This is a genomic window from Streptomyces sp. yr375 (genome assembly GCF_900110755.1).
GTDB lineage: Bacteria > Actinomycetota > Actinomycetes > Streptomycetales > Streptomycetaceae > Streptomyces.
Map to the genome: position 1 here is coordinate 1 of NZ_FOFF01000047.1, position 18,327 is coordinate 18,327.

An 18,327-nucleotide genomic window follows, 5' to 3' on the forward strand; every position below is an offset into this window, starting at 1 on the left:
CATGGCGGGGATGAACTCGATCACGGTCGACTTCGACGTGCAGATCGACTCGACCCAGGGCACGCCGTACATGTTCTACGGGCTGGGCAACACCAGCGGCAGCATGGGCAACGGCTACCTGTTCACGACCGGTACCGCCTTCCGGACGTCGCTGTCGATGACCGACTACACGGCCAAGCAGGACGTCAAGCCGGCGGACACGACGTACGGGCTGCCGCGCGGTCAGTGGGAGCACGTGACGTACACGCAGACCGGTACCACCGGCATCCTGTACGAGAACGGCGTGGAGAAGGCCCGCAACACGAACGTCACCATCACCCCGGGTGCGATCGGCGGCGGGACGACGACCGCGAACTTCATCGGCAAGTCCCTGTACTCCAACGACCAGTACTTCAAGGGCCGGATGCGCGACTTCCGCATCTACGACCGCGCCCTGTCCCCGGTCGAGGTCCAGGACCGGCTCGACAACCCCGACAAGAGGTGGGCGCAGATACAGGAGCTGGCCGACTACAACTGCGCGCTCGCGTACTTCGAGGACCCGGTCATCGGCCCGGTGATCATCTTCCCGAAGGACTACACGGGAGACATCGACAACCTGGCGACGCCGACCGACTGGACCGACCAGGACGGGGTGGCGCCGACCACCTGGCCCACGGTCACCACCGCGAAGAGCCAGATGTTCACCGCCGCCGAGGTGAAGGACGCGATTGCGGCGGCCTACGCGCAGATCGCGCCCGACGCCGACGACACGTACCACGTGAAGGTCGGCTACGACGGGATGAGCGACCGGGTGCTGGTAACCACCACCGCCCCGTCCTCGGTCACGAATTCGCTGCTCACTGACTACCCCAACAGCTAGAGCAGTTCGGCCGAGATCAAGGCGGGGCCCGGGTCACCGACCCGGGCCCCGCCCGGCCGTTCACGTGGCCGCGTGCGCGAGGAAGCGCGGAGGTGGACGGAGCGGGGCAGGCGGCGGCTTCGAGGCGGTCGCCGCCCTCGCCGTCGAGGTAGCCGGACCTGTACCGAACTGCCGCTCAAGCAGCGGGAGTCGTGGCGTCGTGCAGCCCCGTGCCGCGGTAGTACTCGTAGGGGCCGCACGCGCACGACACGACCATCAGCGCGACGCGCAACGCGGCGGACAGCGCGAGTGCCGCACCTCGGAGGGGCCATCTCACAGCCATACCCTCCCAGAGTCTTCGAACGCGTTCAGCTCTATCGGGTCTCCGGCGGCCTGCGGGCGATCAGGAAGGCCTGCGGGCTGGACTCGCCCAAGTCGGTCTCCGCCTCGCGCACCGTGCGGGACCGTACGGCGAGGCCGGCCGACGTCAGCAGTTCGGCCATCCGCTCCGGACGGCGTCGTTCGAAGGCGAGAGTGACCGGGCGGTCCCAGGGACGGTCGAAGACACGGGGCTCGTCGCCGACCTGGAAGGCGAGGAGGAGGTGGCCGCCGGGGGCGAGGACGCGGTGGAACTCGGCGAAGAGGGCCGGAAGCTCGTCCGCAGGGGTGTGGATGGAGGAGTAGAAGGAGACGACCCCGTCGAGGGAACCGTCCGCGTGCCCGTCCAGCTTCAGCATCGAGCCCCGCTCGAACCGGATCCCCGGGTTCTCGCGCCGCGCGATCGCGAGCATCGACTCCGAGATGTCGAGCCCGGACATGCCGAGCCCGAGCGCGGCGAGGCGCCCCGTGGTCCGGCCGGGCCCGCATCCCAGGTCGGCCACCCGGCCACCGGCCCCGACGAGCTCGGCGTACACCGCGAGCACCGCCCGCTCCAACGGCCTGTCGGCGAGCTCGTCACGGAAGTGATCGGCGTAGTCCTCGGCGACGGCGTCGTAGAAGGTGCGGGTGGCGGCGAGGAAGCCGGGGGTGGGGGTGGAGGCGGGGTCTGCTGTCGTGGCGCCGGTGGTGTCGGTCATGTGCGGGGACCCTAGCCGCCCGCACCGACAACCGGGGTCGTTCCCGGTCATGCCGAGCGCCACGCCGGGGACCCGCCGACCGGGGGCAGAGGCAGGAGCCCCGTGCCGTACGGCACGGGGCTCCTTGGGTACTGCTCTCAGACTTGCGATCCCACGGGTGTGAGGATCAGACGGGGGTGACGTTCTCCGCCTGCGGACCCTTCGGGCCCTGCGTCACGTCGAAGGAGACCTGCTGGTTCTCCTCGAGTGAACGGAAACCCTGTGCGTTGATCGCCGAGTAGTGGACGAAGACGTCGGGGCCGCCGCCTTCCTGGGCGATGAAGCCAAAGCCCTTTTCGGCGTTGAACCACTTCACGGTTCCGGTAGCCATAAGCCCTCCTTGGGCCCAAAGGGTTGCCCTGCTCCAGAACCCTGCAAGCGTGAAAGCAAGTGCCGCACAACTGCATACGTCTGAAAACGACGAGAGCCCGCGGTTACATGCTCCGCAGGCTCTGTACTGCAAGGGAAACCAAACTGCAACTTGCGGCGAGCCTAGCATGCAGGCAGCCGAATGCAATAGAGGTCAAGATCACGTCACCCGGATGTTTGAAGATCGCGAAAAGGGGTTGACGCCGGGGTCGGAGTCCGCAGCGTACCGGAAGGGGTCTAGCCTCGCGATGTGGACAATTCTCGCACCCGGCCGCGCGTCGGCCACATCCAGTTCCTCAACTGCCTGCCCCTCTACTGGGGGCTCGCGAGAACCGGCACCCTCCTCGACTTCGAGCTCACGAAGGACACCCCGGAGAAGCTCAGCGAGCGGCTGGTGCGGGGCGACCTCGATATCGGCCCCGTCACCCTGGTCGAGTTCCTCAGGAACGCGGACGACCTGGTCGCCTTTTCCGACATCGCCGTCGGCTGCGACGGTCCCGTCATGTCCTGCGTGATTGTCTCGCAGGTCCCGCTGGAGGAGCTGGACGGCGCCCGGGTCGCCCTCGGCTCGACCTCCCGCACCTCCGTACGCCTCGCCCAGCTCCTGCTGGCGGACCGTTTCGGCGTCCGGCCCGACTACTACACGTGCCCGCCCGACCTCAGCCTGATGATGCAGGAGGCCGAGGCGGCCGTACTCATCGGCGACGCGGCCCTGCGCGCCAACCTGCTGGACGGACCCCGGTTCGGGCTGGAGGTGCACGACCTCGGCGCGCTCTGGAAGGAGTGGACAGGCCTGCCCTTCGTCTTCGCCGTGTGGGCGGCCCGCCGGGACTACCTGGAGCGCGAGCCGGTCATCACCCGCCAGGTCCACCGGGCCTTCCTGGACTCCCGCAACCTCTCCCTCGACGAGGTCGGCAAGGTCGCCGAGCAGGCGGCCCGCTGGGAGGAGTTCGACGAACAGGTCCTGGAGCGGTACTTCACCACCCTCGACTTCCGCTTCGGCGCACCCCAGCTGGCCGCCGTCACCGAGTTCGCCCGCCGCGTCGGCCCGACGACGGGCTTCCCGGCGGACGTGAAGGTGGAACTGCTCCAGCCCGGTCCTGCGTAACCTGCTGAAGAGTCTCAAAGACTTTTTACGGGGGACTCCTTACGGGGGAGGGGTGGACGTCCATGCAGCCGCTCGGTGCCGACGAACCCACGAGCGTGGGTCCCTACCGGCTGCTCGGCCGGCTCGGGTCCGGCGGGATGGGCCGGGTCTACCTGGGCCGCAGCGCCGGCGGCCGCACGGTCGCCGTGAAGATCGTGCACCCGCACCTGGCCCTCGACGAGGAGTTCCGCGCCCGTTTCCGGCGCGAGGTCGAGGCCGCGCGGCGGGTCGGCGGGGCGTGGACCGCGCCGGTCCTGGACGCCGACCCGCAGGCCCCGGTCCCGTGGGTCGCCACCGGCTACGCGGCCGGCCCCTCGCTGGCCGCCACGGTCACCTCCGGCGGCGGACCCCTGCCCGAGACCTCCGTACGCGTCCTGGGCGCGGGCCTCGCGGAGGCGCTCACGACCGTGCACGGACTGGGTCTGGTGCACCGGGACGTGAAGCCGTCCAACGTCCTGCTGACCGTCGACGGCCCGCTGCTCATCGACTTCGGCATCGCCCGCGCGATCGACGGCACGGCCTCGCTCACCTCGACCGGCGTCTCGGTCGGCTCGCCCGGCTACATGGCCCCCGAACAGATCCTCGGCCAGGGCGCGTCCGGCGCGGCCGACGTCTTCTCCCTCGGCGCGGTACTGGCGTACGCGGCGACCGGGCGGCCCCCGTTCCCCGGCGACTCCTCGGCCGCCCTCCTCTACAAGGTCGTGCACGAGGAGCCCGAACTCGGCGAGCCGGACGGCGAACTGCGCGGCGAACTCCGGTCGTTGGTGGAGTCCTGCCTGTCCAAGGATCCGGCGCTGCGGCCGTCCCCCGCCGAGGTGGCCCGACGGCTCGCGCCCGAGGGCGCGGCCCGGCTGGTGGCGGGCGGGTGGCTGCCGGGTGCGCTGGTGGAACAACTGGGGCGCAGCGCCGTACAACTGCTGAACCTGGAGGCGGCGGGGGCGGTCCCGTCGGGGCCGGTGGGGTTCAGCAACCCGGCTTTGACGGTGGGGGAGTTCGGGCCGCCGCCGGTGATGGACGCACCTGTGCCCGTGCCCGTGCCTGTGCCAGTACCCGTACCGGTGCCTCGTGACGCCGAGCCGGGCGACGGGGTGCCCGGGCCTCCCGGCAAGGTGTCGGTCACCGTGGCCGCCACCGCCGCGCCCGGTGCGGGCGGGCGCGGGCGGCGGCTGAGCTGCACCGTCGCGCTGGCGGTCGCGGGGGCGATGGCGACGGTGACGGTCGGTTCGGTGTTCCTGTTCCACCTGCTGCCGAAGGGCGACGACGACTCGGGTGACGCGGGTGCGGATGCCGGCAGCGGCGCCTACTCTTCCGCACCGTCGGCAGCCGGTACCGTGCTGCCGGCCCGCTACCTCGGCACCTGGGAGGGCCAGGGCACCGGGCTGGACGGCGCGCTCCCGATGGGCACGTTCCGGGTGACGGTCCAACAGGCGAGCGTGGGCGGGAAGGTGGGGGAGCTGCGGCAGACGGATGTGCTCGGCGGGGTCTGCGTCGACGTCCTGACGCTGAAGCAGGTGACGGCGAAGGAGGTCGTCGCCGACTCGGCGGGCGCGAAGAACAACCACGCGGGCTGCAACCCGGAACCCCACACGATCCGCCTCACCCCGACCGGCGACGACCTGACGTACACGTCGGACAGCGCGGCGGAGGGCAACCCGGTGGCCCGGATGTCGAAGGTCGAGTAGGGATGAACACACTGATCGCCGTGGCCGCGCTGTGGGGCGCGGCGGCGGGCACGCTCCTCCCGCGCGCCGCCTACCGCTTCGCCGTCCCGTGGGAGCAGGCGGCGGACGGCTCCGACCACGACCCCGGCTGGCGGACGACCTGCCCGGACGGCCACCCGCTCCGGGGCTGGCTGGGCCGCGCGAGATGCGGAGGGTGCGCCGACACCGGCACCCCCTCCTACGCCCCCGGCACGCTCCTCCTCCCCGCCCTCACCGCACTCCTCTGTGCCGCGCTCGCCGCCGCCACCGGCACCCGCCCCGAGCTGCTCGTCTGGCTGCTGCTGGCACCGCTCGGGGTACTGCTGGCCGTGGTCGACGTACGGGCCCACCGCCTCCCCGACCCCCTCACCCTCCCCCTCGCGGTCGCCGCCCTCGCCCTGCTGGCCCCGACCGCCTTCCTCCCCGAACACGCCGGCGACTGGACCACCGCCCTGCTGGGAGCCCTCGCCCTCGGCACCGGCTACCTGCTCCTCCACCTCATCCACCCGGCAGGCCTGGCCTTCGGCGACGTGAAACTGGCCCTGGGCACGGGCGCGGTCCTCGGCTGGTACGGCTGGCCGACGGTCATGCTGGGCACCCTCGCCGCGTTCCTGTTCGGCGCGCTGTACGGCGGCGCGCTGATCGTCGCGGGCCGGGCGGGCCGCAAGGCGGCGGTCGCCTTCGGCCCGTTCATGCTGGCGGGCACCCTCACCGGACTGCTGATCGGCGCGTACGCGGCCTGAGGTCCGGGGGCGGAGGACGCTGGCGTAGGCTGGTTCGGTCTGTCCACAACCCTTGACGAAAGGGACGCTCCGGTGCCCGAGAAGGCCGACCTCCAGTCCGTGCTCGACCGTGCCGCGGACGGCGGGCGGATCACTCCGGAAGAGGCCCTCGACCTCTACCGCGACGCCCCGCTGCACGCGCTCGGCGCGGCCGCCGACGCCGTACGCCGCCGTCTGTACGCGGGAACCGAGCACATCGCGACGTACATCATCGAGCGGAACATCAACTACACGAACGTGTGCGTCACGGCGTGCAAGTTCTGCGCCTTCTACGCGGCTCCGAAGGACACGGCCAAGGGCTGGACCCGCGATCTGGACGACATCCTGCGCCGCTGCGCCGAGACCGTCGAACTCGGCGGCACGCAGATCATGTTCCAGGGCGGCCACCACCCGGACTTCGGCGTCGAGTACTACGAGAAGCACTTCGCCGCGATCAAGGCCGCCTACCCGCAGTTGGTCATCCACTCCCTCGGCGCGTCCGAGGTCGAGCACATGGCCCGCATCTCCAAGGTGAGCGTCGAGGAGGCCATCACGCGGATCCACGCGGCCGGTCTCGACTCCTTCGCGGGCGCGGGCGCCGAACTGCTCCCCGCCCGGCCCCGCAAGGCCATCGCGCCGCTCAAGGAGTCCGGCGAGCGCTGGCTGGAGATCATGGAGGCCGCGCACGGGCTGGGCGTCGAGTCGACGTCCACCATGCTGATGGGCACCGGCGAGACCAACGCCGAGCGCATCGAGCACCTGCGCATGATCCGTGACGTACAGGACCGGACGGGCGGCTTCCGCGCGTTCATCCCGTACACCTACCAGCCCGAGAACAACCACCTGAAGGGCCGCACGCACGCGACGCTCTTCGAGTACCTGCGGATGATCGCCATCGCCCGGCTGTTCATGGACAACATCCGCCACATCCAGGGCTCTTGGCTGACGACCGGCAAGGAGGTCGGCCAACTCTCCCTGCACTACGGCGCGGACGACCTCGGCTCGATCATGCTGGAGGAGAACGTGGTCTCCTCGGCCGGCGCCAAGCACCGTTCCAACCGCCTCGAGATCATCGACCTGATCCGCAAGGCGGGCCGCGTCCCGGCCCAGCGCGCGACGACGTACGAGCACCTCGTCGTGCACGACGACCCGGCGAACGACCCCGTCGACGAGCGCGTCATGTCCCACATCTCGTCCACGGCGATCGAGGGCGGCACGGCCCACCCCGAACTGAAGCTCCTCGCCTCCAACTAGCCGACCAGGGTTGCCGTGTTGACGATTCACGCCGACTCCAGGGGCCGGGCGCTCGCCGTCGAGGGCGCCCGGATCGCCGAGGCCGGCCCGCTGGAGGTGCTCGTCGCCGCGTTTCCGCGCGCCCGGGTGCGCCAGTGGCCCGGCATCCTCACGCCCGGCCTCGTCAACCCGTACGGCACGGAGCTGCTGGAGGGCGCGTACCACCCGGACCCGCGCGAGGCCGACGCACTCGGCACCGAGCCCCTGACCGGCGCCGCGCTCACGGCACTGGCCACGGCGCAATCCCTGGACGACGCGCGCCGGGGCGCGAGCGCCCGGCGCGGGGTGCAGCGCATGCTGGCCCACGGCACGGTCGCGGTGGCCTGCGCGGACGGCGAACTCGGCAGCCGCCCGGTGCGGGACGCCGTACGCCGCTCCGGCCTGACGATCGTGAACCGGCGCGGACACCCCGGCGGGACGCCCGCGCTCGACCTGTACGCCGCCGGAACGCCGGTGGAGTTCGCCCCACCGATCCGCCGCGACTCCCCTGCCCACTTCGCCGTCTTCGACGTACGGGACGAAGCGGAACTGGCGGAGCGCGGCGCGGGTACGTGCGTGGCCACGGTGATCGAGGGGCGCCTCCTCTACAGACGCCGGTAGGGAAACCCCCGCGCCCTACTCCGAAAACGCTTCCGCGAACGCCCCCGAACTCTGCTCGACCCCACTGCAATTGGTCAGCGCGTCATTCTTCGCCGCGTCCGCGTCCGAACACTGCTGATCCCGGAACGTCGACCACATGGAAACCCAGGAAATACCCTTCTGCGCGGCGAACGCCCGCACTTCCGCCGCGTCCGCCAGCGTGAACGTCTCGTTGGCGACGTCGTTCGTACCGATCATCGACGTGAGCGCCATCCCGCGCCACGCGACGGAGTCGTCCGTCCCGAACACCTTCTTCAACTGCGCCTGCGCGGCCGTCGCCGAGGTGATCGCGTACCCGCCCATGTCGCCGGAGTACGACTCGCCGTAGTTCATCGTCATGAGGTTGACGGTCGCGACCTGGACGTCGTACTTGTTCGCGGACGCCAGCAGCGCCAGCCCGTCGGAGTCCAGCCCGCTCGGCATCACCGGGAGCGTGAAGGAGACCTCCAGGTCAGGGCGTTCCTTCTGGAGCGCCGCGATCGCCTGGGAACGCAGGGCGACCGAGTCGGAGTCGGTGAGTTCGTCGCCCTCGATGTCGAAGTCGGCCTGCGTGGAGCCGGCCGCGTCGAGCGCCGCGCCGTACGCCTCGGCGAGTTCCGCCACGCTGTCGCAGGTCGCCGCCAACTCCTTGCCGGACGCCCCGCCGAAGGAGACGCGCACCGTGGCGCCCGACTTCGTCAGCGCCGAGAGACGGGACTTCACCGCCGAGTCGCCGATGGCGTTCGTACCGTTCCACTTCGGCGTGCAACTGCTGCCGCCCGCGATGACGAACGCCAGGTTGTACGCCGTCGGCGAGCCGGCGGAGTCGTTGGCGGACGCCTCCACCGCGCTCACGTAGGGCGCGTAGGAGGTGCCGGTACTACTGGACGCACCGGATGTGCTGGACGTATCGGGTGTACCGGACGATGTGGCGCTCGGTGACGCCGATGACGCCGATGACGGTCCGGTGGCCTTGGGCGCCGCGTCCGACGTACTGCTGTCGGAGCCGGCGGAGCATCCCGCCACGGTCAGGGCAACCAGGCAGGTGACCCCGACCGTCGGCATCAGGAAACTCCTCATTGCTTATGCACCCGCTCTCGTGATTTCTGTCTCAGAAGGGAAACAAGGGGCGTTCCCGAATTGGAAATGTCTCACATGTGGGCTGATCACGTGGGAACAGTGGACACACAGTCAGTTCATGGAGGAAAACGCGCAAAGGTGATGACCAGCCGCCCAAAAGGGATAATCAACCCTCCCATGGTGGCCGGAGGTTGCGCAGGAGTTTCGGCGTTCTCTCAGGGAACGGACAGGTTCACGTGTTTCTCATGGGTCTCTCACATGAGACTCAGAGTTCATGCCACATAAAGGCTCTCTAATATCCGGGGAATGCAATCCGAGCCTGCCATCGAAAGCCGTGCCGCCGTTCGCGGCAGCCGTCGCGGCCGCAAACGTGACGACGCCTCCGCGGAGGGGCCCGTGTTCGTTGACAACTCCGGACGCAGATCCAAACTGCTGCGCCGGATCGGCATCCTCCTGGGAGTCGGCTGCGTCGCGTACGCCGTCGTCCTCGGTGCCGCCTTCATGGGCTGGGGCACGTCCCTGACGCCGTCCTCGCTGCTGCCGTTCGGCGGCGGCGGGCCGGGCGGCGGCCAGAACTCCGGCCCCGGCGGCGGCGCCCAGCCGCAGGGCGGCATCGGCAGCCCGCCCGCGCGGCCCACCGGCATCCCGCCCGCGGGCGTCGCCACCGGCGAGCCACCCAGCTCCGCCCCGACCGCGACCGCGTCCGCCAACTGACCGGAGCGCAGCCACTCCCATGACGACCACTTCCCCCTCCCGCGGCCGCCGCCGCGCCCCCTCCCGCATGGAGCGGGCGGCGGGCAAGGCCGCGGCGCTGCAGAAACCGCGCGTCATCCTCGCCCTGCTGCTCCTGCTCGCGCTGACCAGCGTGATGCTCCTGGACGGCTATCTGCGCGCCGAGGTCGGCGGCGACCAGCGCGTGCGCACCGCGGCCAGCGCGGCCGACGTGCCCGAGAAGGTCCTCGACGGCGGCCCCATCCTGACCTTCCGGGGCGGCCAGGCCACCACCGTCTCGGTGCCGGACAAGACGATCGCGCTGACCTTCGACGACGGCCCGAACCCGACCTGGACGCCCCAGGTGCTGGAGATCCTTCAGGAGTACGACGTGCCCGGCACGTTCTTCCTGGTCGGCTCGATGGTCTCGCGCTACCCGGACATCGTGAAGGACATGGTCGAGGAGGGCAACGAGGTGGGCATCCACACGTTCACCCACGTCGACCTCTCCTACCAGTCCACCGCCCGCGTCAACCGTGAGATGGAGCAGACCCAACTCGCGCTCGCGGGCGCGGCCGGCATCACGACGACGCTCTTCCGCGCCCCGTACTCCTCCGAGACGGACGCCATCGACAACTTCAGTTGGCCCATCTACAAGAAGCTCGGCGAGGACGGCTACACCAGCGTCTTCGTCGACACCGACAGCGACGACTGGAAAAAGCCGGGCGTCTCGAAGATCGTCGAGTGGGCCACGCCCGAGGACGGCAAGGGCGCGTCGGTGCTCTTCCACGACGCGGGCGGCGAGCGCTCCCAGACGATCAAGGCGCTGCCGACGTACATCAAGAAGATGAAGGCCGCGGGCTACACCTTCACCACCATCAGCGGCGTCATACAGGAACAGAACGGGACGCAGAACGCGGGAGCGACGGGGGCCGCCGGGGCGACAGGGGCCGCTGGAGCTACCGGCGCTGCTGGGGCCGGCGGGGCGACCGGCGAGCGGCCCGGCACCGTTCCGAACGGCGAGGGCAACGGCTACGGCGGTGCAGCCCCCGGCAACGGCACCGGAAACGGCGCGGGTGCCGGCGCGGGCGCGGGTGCGGCCATCGCCCCCCTCCAGGCCGCCCACCGCGAGGCCACCGGCATGACCCTCTACGAGGGCAAGGCCCTCATCGCGGCGGTCACCCTCGCCGAGTGGACCGTCCCGACGCTCTCGGTGGGACTGATGGTCGTCGGCGTGGCCGTCCTGGGCCGCTTCGGGATGATGCTGATCCTGGCCCGCCGCCACTACCGGCTGCGCAACAAGCGCCGCTTCAACTGGGGGCCGACCGTCACCCGGCCGGTCAGCGTGATCGTCCCGGCGTACAACGAGAAGGAGTGCATCGCCAACACCCTCAAGTCGCTGGCGAAGAGCACCCACCCGATCGAGGTCATCGTCGTGGACGACGGCTCGACCGACGACACGTCCGAGATCGCGCGCGAGGCGGCCAGGTCCTTCGGCATGACGAACGTCCGGGTCATCCGCCAGGAGAACGCGGGCAAGCCGGCCGCCCTCAACAACGGTGTCCGCAGCGCCAGTTACGACATCGTCGTGATGATGGACGGCGACACGGTGTTCGAGCCGGAGGCCGTGCACCAGCTCGTGCAGCCGTTCGCCGACCCGAAAATCGGCGCCGTCGCGGGCAACGCCAAGGTCGGCAACCGCGACACGATCATCGGCGCCTGGCAGCACATCGAGTACGTGATGGGCTTCAACCTCGACCGCCGCATGTACGACCTGCTGCGCTGCATGCCCACCATCCCCGGCGCGATCGGCGCGTTCCGCCGCGACGCGGTGCTGGAGGTCGGCGGCATGAGCGAGGACACCCTCGCCGAGGACACCGACATCACCATCGCGATGCACCGCGCGGGCTGGCAGGTCGTCTACCAGGAGCACGCCAAGGCCTGGACGGAGGCGCCGGGCTCCCTGAAGCAGCTCTGGTCCCAGCGCTACCGCTGGTCCTACGGCACCATGCAGGCCCTGTGGAAGCACCGCAAGTCCCTGACGGACAAGGGGCCTTCGGGCCGCTTCGGCCGGGTCGGCATGCCGCTGGTGGTCCTCTTCCAGATCGTCACGCCGGTCTTCGCACCGCTCATCGACGTCTTCACCGTCTACTCGATGATCTTCGTCGACTTCCAGGCGGCGCTGCTGGCCTGGCTCGCGGTCCTCGGCGTCCAACTGGGCTGCGCGGCCTACGCGTTCCGCCTGGACCGCGAGAAGTACCGCTACCTCCTCATGATGCCGCTCCAGCAACTGGCCTACCGCCAGATGATGTACCTCGTCCTCATCCACTCCTGCATCACCGCCCTCACCGGCGGCCGCCTGCGCTGGCAGAAACTGAAGCGCACGGGCGAGGTCGGCACCCCGGCCGGGGTGAGCTGATGGGCGCGCACAGCAAGGGCGCAGTACGGCCGACTGTTCCGGCTGGTTCGGTTGGTCCCGCTGATCCGACCGGTCCGGCGGTTCCGGCTGGTTCCGCTGGTTCGGCTGGTTCAGCGGGTCCCGTGGTGTCGGGCGCGGATGGAACGCGGGCCGCCGCGGCACCCGCGCCCACCGTCACCCCCACCGCCACCGCTGCCTCCGCCACTGCCGCCCCCGTCCCCCAGCGGGACCGCTACTTCGACACCCTCCGCGCCCTCGCCCTGATCAGGGTCGTCGCGTACCACACCTTCGGCTGGGCCTGGGCCGGCATGGTCTTCCCGTCCATGGGGATCATGTTCGGCCTGGCCGGCACCCTGATGGCGAAGTCCCTGGAGCGGCCCGCGCCCAAGGTCCTCAAGAGCCGGCTGCGCCGCCTCCTGCCCCCCTTCTGGTTCTGGGGCGTCTTCGTCGTCCTGGCGATGCTGGTGCACGGCTGGATGCCGAACTGGGAGATCGTCTACTGGGTCGTCCCGCTGGGCGACCCGCCGGGCAACGCCTGGGGCGAGCAGGCCTGGGAGATCCTCTGGTACCTGCGGACGTACCTCTGGTTCGTCCTGCTGTCCCCGCTCCTGCTGCGCGTGTTCCGCCTGGCTCCGCTCCCGGTGCTCGCGCTCTCCCTCGCGCCGATCCTGGTCCTGAACTTCGTCTGGGCGGGCCCGGACAACCGCGTCGGCTCCGCCCTGTGGGACCTGTCGACGTACCTCTTCTGCTGGCTGCTCGGCTTCGCGCACCGCGACGGCGTGCTCCAGCGGCTGAAACCGGCCCTGGTGGCCGTCGTCTCGCTGGCGGCGATCGGCTTCGGCGGCTGGTACGCCTTCACGCACCAGGCCGACGCCGGCACCTACGACCTGGACGAGATCCCGCTCGCGCAGGCCTTCTGGTCGGCCGGCTTCGTCATGCTGCTGATGTGGGCCAAGTCGTACTTCGGCATCGACTTCGCCTGGCTGACCCGCTTCCGGCGGACCAACCGGATCGTCACCGTCTTCAACGCGCGCGCCGTCACGATCTACCTCTGGCACCAGATCGCCCTGATCCTCGCCGTCCCGCTGATCGACCGCTTCTGGGACGTCCCCGCGTTCGAGACCTACCTGCCGCTGGACAGCCAGTGGTTCATGTTCGGCGTGGCCTGTGTGCTGATCGGCGTCTTCGTGCTGCTGTGCGGGTGGGTCGAGGACGTGGCGGCGAAGAAGAAGCCGAGGCTCCTGCCGTGAGGTTGCCCGAAATTCCCCGAGGGGGTGCTGCAAGAATGGCGAGGTGACCCGCGCTTCCCTGAACAAGCAGCCCCACGAAGTCGCCTCGATGTTCGACCGCGTGGCGGAACGGTACGACCTGACCAACGACGTGCTGTCGCTGGGCCAGGACCGCAGGTGGCGCAAGGAGGTCGCGAAGGCGGTCGACGCCCGCCCCGCCCAGAAGGTCCTGGACCTCGCCGCGGGCACGGCCACCTCCTCCCTCCCCTTCGCACGGACCGGCGCGTACGTCGTCCCCTGCGACTTCTCCCTCGGCATGCTCCAGGTCGGCAAGCGCAACCACGGCTGGCTGCCCTTCACGGCCGGCGACGCGACCCGGCTGCCCTTCAAGGACGACACCTTCGACGCCGTCACCATCTCCTTCGGGCTGCGCAACGTGCAGGACTTCGACGCGGCCCTGCGCGAGATGCACCGGGTGACCCGGCCCGGCGGACGCGTCGTGATCTGCGAGTTCTCGCACCCGACGTGGGCGCCCTTCCGGACCGTCTACACCGAGTACCTGATGCGCGCCCTGCCCCCGGTCGCCCGCGCGGTCTCCTCGAACCCCGACGCCTACGTCTACCTCGCCGAGTCCATCCGCGCCTGGCCCGACCAGCCCGCCCTGGCCGAGCACCTGCGCAAGGCCGGCTGGACGAAGGTCGCCTGGCGCAACCTGACAGGCGGCGTGGTCACCCTGCACCGCGGCTTCAAGCAGGCCTGACGGTAGGGGACCTGACCCCGAAAGGGACTTGGCAAAAGGAACCCCGGAAGGGCAAGGGGAACCCCGGAAGGGGGACTCACCCGCTGATCGCCTCGAACGGATGCTCCCCGGGCTGGTCCAGCTCCCGCTGCAACCCGCCCCCGCCCGGCTTCGGCACCCGCGGCTCGTGCACCCCCGCGCCTCCGCCGCCCTCCCCCTCGCCGAAGTCGAACCACACGGTGACGACGGCACCGCGCGGCACCTCCGCACCCGGCGGCGGGTACTGCCGTACGACGTGGTCGACGACCGCGCGGTGGAAGTCGGGCCGGTCCGGTGCGGCCAGCAGCACGCCGTGCGCCATGGCCGCCTCGCGCGCGTCCACGGCCATCAGGCCTACGAGCCTGGGCACGCGCACTTCGGGTGTTTTGGGCTGTATGAACACAGATGTCACCCCCAGCGGTACTGGAAGGGTAACCGCCAGGGGGTGCCGTCCGAAAGCGCTACGTGTCTTTCTGTGGCCGACGACTACACAGGGTCACCAGTCGAGGCGGTAGCAGCGCCCCTGCCGCTTCGGCTCCGGCGTCGTGTAGACCTCCCCGAGCCGCATCCCCAGCCGCCGCGTGACGGCGATGGACCGTTCGTTGCGGGCGTCGACCATGGCCACCACCCCCGGCACCCCGGCCGCCCGCACCCGCTCCAGCGTCATCTGCGCGGCAGCCGTCACATACCCCTGCCCCCAGTGCTCCCGCCCGAGCCGCCACCCGATCTCGATCTCCCCCTTGGGACCCCACTCCCGAGGCCACGGCTGCGCGCCCGTGAACCCGATGACCCGCTCGTCGCGGTCCAGCATCGTCCACAGACAGAAACCGCGCTCGGCGTCGTGCCGGCGCTGGCGGGCGGTCAGCTCCTCGTAGGCGGACAGCTCCGCGGATCGGCCGCCGTGGAACTCCATCACGTCCGGGTGGTCGAACACCCGATGCCAGGCGACCGCGTCCTCGTCCGTGGGAACACGCAGCCGTACAACGGGCAGAGCTCTGTTCACTGGGCAGCCCTTCAGCCAGATGATCAATTCTGCTGAATAGACTGCCCATGTCCAGTGCCGGTCGGCACGCAGATTACGAACTTGGGGAGATCCCGCCGTGACCGTCGTGAACGAGACCGACGCCGAGCCCCTCTCCGAAAACACCGCCGACGTGATCGTCGTCGGCGCGGGGCCGGCCGGCTCCACGACCGCCTACTACCTCGCCAAGGCCGGACTCGACGTACTCCTCCTGGAGAAGACCGAGTTCCCGCGCGAGAAGGTCTGCGGCGACGGCCTCACCCCGCGCGCCACCAAGCAGCTCGTGGCCATGGGCATCGACATCTCCGAGGAGGCCGGCTGGCTGCGCAACAAGGGCCTCAGGATCATCGGCGGCGGGGTGCGGTTGCAGCTCGACTGGCCGGATCTCGCCTCCTTCCCCGACTACGGCCTCGTCCGCAAGCGCGACGACTTCGACGAGCAACTCGCCCGCCAGGCCCAGAAAGCGGGCGCCCGCCTCTACGAGCGCTGCAACGTCGGCGCCCCGATCATCGACGACCGCACCGGCCGCATCACCGGTGTGCGCGCCAAACTGGGCGAGGAGAAGCGCGAAGTCACCTTCCGCGCCCCGCTGGTGGTCGCCGCCGACGGCAACTCCACCCGCCTCTCCCTCGCGATGGGCCTGCACCGCCGCGAGGACCGCCCGATGGGCGTCGCCGTCCGCACCTACTTCACCTCCCCGCGCCACGAGGACGACTACCTGGAGTCCTGGCTCGAACTGTGGGACCGCCGGGGCCCGGGCGAGGACCGGCTGCTGCCGGGCTACGGCTGGATCTTCGGCATGGGCGACGGCACGTCGAACGTCGGCCTCGGCGTCCTGAACACCTCCGACTCCTTCAAGGAACTCGACTGGCGCGAGGTCCTCAAGGCCTGGTGCGCGTCCATGCCGGAGGACTGGGGGTACACCCCCGAAAACATGACCGGCCCGATCCGCGGCGCCGCCCTCCCCATGGCCTTCAACCGCAAGCCCCACTACACCAAGGGCCTGCTGCTGGTCGGCGACGCCGGCGGCCTGGTGAACCCCTTCAACGGCGAGGGCATCGCCTACGCCATGGAGTCCGGCCAGATCGCCGCCGACGTCATCGTCCAGGCCCACGCCCGCGCCACCCCCGGCCAGCGCGAACTGGCCCTGCAGCGCTACCCGCAGATCCTCGCGGACACCTACGGCGGCTACTACACGCTGGGCCGCGCCTTCGTGAAGCTCATCGGCAACCCGAAGGTCATGAAGATCGCCGCCCAGCGCGGCCTGACCCACCCGCTGCTGATGAAGTTCACCCTGAAGATGCTCGCCAACCTCACAGACCCCACAGGCGGCGACGCGATGGACCGCATCATCAACGGCCTGAGCAAGGTAGCCCCAAAGGCCTGACCCCCCTCACGAGCCGAACCCACCCGGTCAGGCGGTGAGGGCCTGCTGTTTGGCGGTCCGGCGCGCGAAGACCTCTTCCCGCCGGTCCGCCACCTGCCGCAGGGCCTGCTTCCGGCCCTTCTTCGAGAGCCGGTCCAGATAGACCCGGCCGTCGAGATGGTCGCTCTCGTGCTCGAGGCACCGCGCGAAGTACCCCCTCCCCTCGACGACCAGCGGACGGCCCTCCCGGTCGTACCCCCGCACCACGACCCGGTCCGGCCGCGGTACGTCCATGACGGCGCCCGGCACCGACAGGCACCCCTCGCCCTCGTCGAGCAGCCGTCGCCCGACCGGGTCGAGCCGGTCCGGCACCGGATTGACGATGTGTCCGACATGTCGGACACCTTCGTCGTCCCGGCAGTCGTAGACGAACAGCCGCAGACCGACGCCGACCTGGTTCGCCGCGAGCCCGGCCCCGTCGGCGACGTACATGGTGAGGAACATGTCGTCGATGAGCGCGGCCAACTCGGGCCCGAACTCGGTCACGTCCCGGCAGGACTTGTGCAGCACCTCTTCGCCGACCTCGACGACCCGCCGCACCGACCCGCGCCGGGCCTCGGGCGCGAGCGGGGGATACGAGGCGACGGGCCGACCCTGAACGAAGACACGTGGCATGGCGTTCTCTCCTCCAACGCGTGGACGAGCCGCGGAGTTCCACGACCCGCCCGCCGAGCATGCCAGGAGAGCGACCGCTACGGCCTGGCGCGCCAGGAGACGGCTGATACGCGCTGGAGCGCGCGGGGGAGCGTGGTGCGGCGGGGGCGGGCGTAGGAGGCGCGGGAGGGCGGCCTGTGGCGGCCGAGTGCGCGTGGTGGGGCGTCTGCCGTTGCCGGACGGCGGCCCGCGCGCCCGAGCGCGTCAGGGGAAGCCCGAAGGGCCGCTGCCCCCGAGCGGCTGCGGCCCTTCCGTGCGTGAGGTGCCCTCAGGGGCACCGAAGGGGTGTCAGAGCACCCGCACCGCGCCGGTCGGCGGGTCGTAGGACAGCGGCTTCTCGGCCACACCGGTGGACGGGTTCTGCGCGCCGACGAACATGCCGTCGCCGACGTACACCGCCACGTGGTACGCGCTGCCCGCGCTGCCCCAGTACAGGATGTCGCCCGGCTGAAGGTTGTCCAGCGACACCTGGGTGCCGGCGGTCGACTGGTCCTGGGAGACCCGCGGCAGGCTGATGCCGACCTGCCTGAAGGCGGTCTGCATGAGACCCGAGCAGTCCCACGAGTTGGGGCCGGTGCCGCCGGAGACGTACGCGTCGCCGATCTGCGCCTTCACGAAGGCGATGACGGCCGCGGCCGAACCGGTCGCCGTGGACGTGCTGGTGCTGCTGTAACCACTGGAGTCGGCGCTCGACTCCGTGGTGAGCGTGGTCCGCTCGGCATTGCGGGTGGCACGCTCGGCGGCGGCCTTGCGGGCGGCCTCCGCCTTCTTCGTGGCCTCGGCCTTCGCGTCGGCGAGGTCCTTCTTGGCCTCCTTGGCGGCGGCCGCCGCGGCCGCGTCACGCTCGGCCTGCAACTGGTAGTTCGCCGCGGCCTGCTGCGTGGCCTCGGCGGACTGCGCGACCTGGGCGGCCAGGTCGCCCGTGAGCACGGGCAGTTCGAGCGTCTGCGTCACCGGCTCGGCGGCGTTCGCCGAGCCGGCCGCCACGCCGACGGCCAGCGAGCCGAGTACACCACTGGCGACTCCGGCCCGCATCGCGATCGTCGACGCGTTGCGGCGGGGTTTCCGGTGGCTGCGTATGTGAGCGGTGTGGGACATGGGACCAAGCGATATCAGGGGCTCCTCCATACCTTCAAGAAACGTGTGCTGCGCCACAGTTGTTCAATCG

The 18,327-nt window shown here is 70.5% G+C and carries 19 protein-coding genes; 11 read left to right on the forward strand and 8 right to left on the reverse strand.

Annotated elements, in window-relative coordinates; all coding sequences use genetic code 11:
• Positions 1-859, forward strand: an 859-nt coding sequence (locus tag BMZ82_RS42865; protein ID WP_093780871.1) for a LamG domain-containing protein, incomplete at its 5' end; no start/stop codon positions are given.
• Positions 860-1,034: 175 nt separating this feature from the next.
• Here BMZ82_RS42865 and BMZ82_RS41010 read toward each other — a convergent pair.
• From BMZ82_RS41010 to BMZ82_RS31835, 3 genes are all read right to left on the reverse strand, one after another.
• On the reverse strand, positions 1,035-1,175 hold the full coding sequence (locus tag BMZ82_RS41010; protein WP_177244761.1) for a hypothetical protein: 141 nt from the start codon (positions 1,173-1,175) through the stop codon (positions 1,035-1,037).
• A gap of 37 nt (positions 1,176-1,212) precedes the next feature.
• Entirely contained in the window at positions 1,213-1,914 is a 702-nt protein-coding gene (locus BMZ82_RS31830) for a class I SAM-dependent DNA methyltransferase (RefSeq protein ID WP_093780872.1), read from the reverse strand.
• 166 nt (positions 1,915-2,080) lie between these two features.
• Positions 2,081-2,284 (reverse strand): cold-shock protein, encoded by a 204-nt coding sequence (locus tag BMZ82_RS31835; RefSeq protein WP_003974443.1) that lies wholly within the window; start codon positions 2,282-2,284, stop codon positions 2,081-2,083.
• 288 nt (positions 2,285-2,572) lie between these two features.
• On the opposite strand from BMZ82_RS31835, the gene BMZ82_RS31840 reads away from it, so the two are divergent.
• From BMZ82_RS31840 to BMZ82_RS31860, 5 genes are all read left to right on the forward strand, one after another.
• Positions 2,573-3,430 (forward strand): menaquinone biosynthetic enzyme MqnA/MqnD family protein, encoded by an 858-nt coding sequence (locus tag BMZ82_RS31840; protein ID WP_093780873.1) that lies wholly within the window; start codon positions 2,573-2,575, stop codon positions 3,428-3,430.
• 62 nt (positions 3,431-3,492) lie between these two features.
• On the forward strand, positions 3,493-5,151 hold the full coding sequence (locus BMZ82_RS31845; RefSeq protein ID WP_093780874.1) for a serine/threonine-protein kinase: 1,659 nt from the start codon (positions 3,493-3,495) through the stop codon (positions 5,149-5,151).
• A gap of 2 nt (positions 5,152-5,153) precedes the next feature.
• Entirely contained in the window at positions 5,154-5,912 is a 759-nt protein-coding gene (locus tag BMZ82_RS31850) for a prepilin peptidase (RefSeq protein WP_093780875.1), read from the forward strand.
• 72 nt (positions 5,913-5,984) lie between these two features.
• On the forward strand, positions 5,985-7,184 hold the full coding sequence (gene mqnC, locus BMZ82_RS31855) for a cyclic dehypoxanthinyl futalosine synthase (protein WP_093780876.1): 1,200 nt from the start codon (positions 5,985-5,987) through the stop codon (positions 7,182-7,184).
• Positions 7,185-7,199: 15 nt separating this feature from the next.
• Entirely contained in the window at positions 7,200-7,823 is a 624-nt protein-coding gene (locus BMZ82_RS31860) for a hypothetical protein (RefSeq protein ID WP_093780877.1), read from the forward strand.
• A 15-nt stretch (positions 7,824-7,838) separates the two neighbouring features.
• Here BMZ82_RS31860 and BMZ82_RS31865 read toward each other — a convergent pair whose 3' ends face one another.
• The gene (locus tag BMZ82_RS31865; protein ID WP_093780878.1) at positions 7,839-8,921 is read right to left on the reverse strand and encodes a chitinase; all 1,083 of its coding nucleotides are present in this window, start codon (positions 8,919-8,921) and stop codon (positions 7,839-7,841) included.
• Between the two features lie 396 nt (positions 8,922-9,317).
• Here BMZ82_RS31865 and BMZ82_RS31870 point away from each other — a divergent pair, with 396 nt between their 5' ends.
• From BMZ82_RS31870 to BMZ82_RS31885, 4 genes are all read left to right on the forward strand, one after another.
• Positions 9,318-9,635: a hypothetical protein gene (locus tag BMZ82_RS31870; RefSeq protein ID WP_093780879.1), complete on the forward strand. Its 318-nt coding sequence runs from the start codon at positions 9,318-9,320 to the stop codon at positions 9,633-9,635.
• A 19-nt stretch (positions 9,636-9,654) separates the two neighbouring features.
• Positions 9,655-12,051, forward strand: coding sequence for a bifunctional polysaccharide deacetylase/glycosyltransferase family 2 protein (locus BMZ82_RS31875; RefSeq protein WP_093780880.1), 2,397 nt, complete (start codon positions 9,655-9,657; stop codon positions 12,049-12,051).
• 122 nt (positions 12,052-12,173) lie between these two features.
• Entirely contained in the window at positions 12,174-13,301 is a 1,128-nt protein-coding gene (locus BMZ82_RS31880; RefSeq protein WP_177244763.1) for an acyltransferase family protein, read from the forward strand.
• A 43-nt stretch (positions 13,302-13,344) separates the two neighbouring features.
• A complete protein-coding gene (locus BMZ82_RS31885) occupies positions 13,345-14,040 on the forward strand; it encodes a demethylmenaquinone methyltransferase (RefSeq protein ID WP_093780881.1) in 696 nt (231 codons plus the stop codon).
• Positions 14,041-14,116: 76 nt separating this feature from the next.
• On the opposite strand, the gene BMZ82_RS31890 is transcribed toward BMZ82_RS31885, so the two are convergent.
• Positions 14,117-14,434 carry a PASTA domain-containing protein gene (locus tag BMZ82_RS31890; RefSeq protein WP_093780882.1) on the reverse strand — a complete coding sequence of 106 codons (318 nt, stop codon included), beginning with the start codon at positions 14,432-14,434 and terminating at the stop codon, positions 14,117-14,119.
• 120 nt (positions 14,435-14,554) lie between these two features.
• The gene (locus tag BMZ82_RS31895) at positions 14,555-15,061 is read right to left on the reverse strand and encodes a GNAT family N-acetyltransferase (protein WP_093780883.1); all 507 of its coding nucleotides are present in this window, start codon (positions 15,059-15,061) and stop codon (positions 14,555-14,557) included.
• Positions 15,062-15,158: 97 nt separating this feature from the next.
• Here BMZ82_RS31895 and BMZ82_RS31900 point away from each other — a divergent pair, with 97 nt between their 5' ends.
• Positions 15,159-16,466 carry a geranylgeranyl reductase family protein gene (locus BMZ82_RS31900; protein ID WP_371271336.1) on the forward strand — a complete coding sequence of 436 codons (1,308 nt, stop codon included), beginning with the start codon at positions 15,159-15,161 and terminating at the stop codon, positions 16,464-16,466.
• 27 nt (positions 16,467-16,493) lie between these two features.
• Here the strand turns inward: BMZ82_RS31900 and def are convergent, their stop codons facing one another.
• Positions 16,494-17,120, reverse strand: a complete 627-nt coding sequence (gene def, locus BMZ82_RS31905; RefSeq protein WP_093780884.1) for a peptide deformylase — start codon at positions 17,118-17,120, stop codon at positions 16,494-16,496.
• A gap of 327 nt (positions 17,121-17,447) precedes the next feature.
• A complete protein-coding gene (locus tag BMZ82_RS31910) occupies positions 17,448-18,257 on the reverse strand; it encodes a C40 family peptidase (RefSeq protein WP_093780885.1) in 810 nt (269 codons plus the stop codon).
• Between the last annotated feature and the right edge of the window lie 70 nt (positions 18,258-18,327).

Bases quoted from the DNA above. Each gene is read 5' to 3' on its own strand.
- BMZ82_RS31910 (WP_093780885.1), bottom strand. From the start codon at position 18,257: ATGTCCCACACCGCTCACATACGCAGCCACCGGAAACCCCGCCGCAAC.
- BMZ82_RS31830 (WP_093780872.1), bottom strand. From the start codon at position 1,914: ATGACCGACACCACCGGCGCCACGACAGCAGACCCCGCCTCCACCCCC.
- def (WP_093780884.1), bottom strand. From the start codon at position 17,120: ATGCCACGTGTCTTCGTTCAGGGTCGGCCCGTCGCCTCGTATCCCCCG.
- BMZ82_RS31835 (WP_003974443.1), bottom strand. From the start codon at position 2,284: ATGGCTACCGGAACCGTGAAGTGGTTCAACGCCGAAAAGGGCTTTGGC.
- BMZ82_RS31865 (WP_093780878.1), bottom strand. From the start codon at position 8,921: ATGAGGAGTTTCCTGATGCCGACGGTCGGGGTCACCTGCCTGGTTGCC.
- BMZ82_RS31875 (WP_093780880.1), top strand. From the start codon at position 9,655: ATGACGACCACTTCCCCCTCCCGCGGCCGCCGCCGCGCCCCCTCCCGC.
- BMZ82_RS31850 (WP_093780875.1), top strand. From the start codon at position 5,154: ATGAACACACTGATCGCCGTGGCCGCGCTGTGGGGCGCGGCGGCGGGC.
- BMZ82_RS31845 (WP_093780874.1), top strand. From the start codon at position 3,493: ATGCAGCCGCTCGGTGCCGACGAACCCACGAGCGTGGGTCCCTACCGG.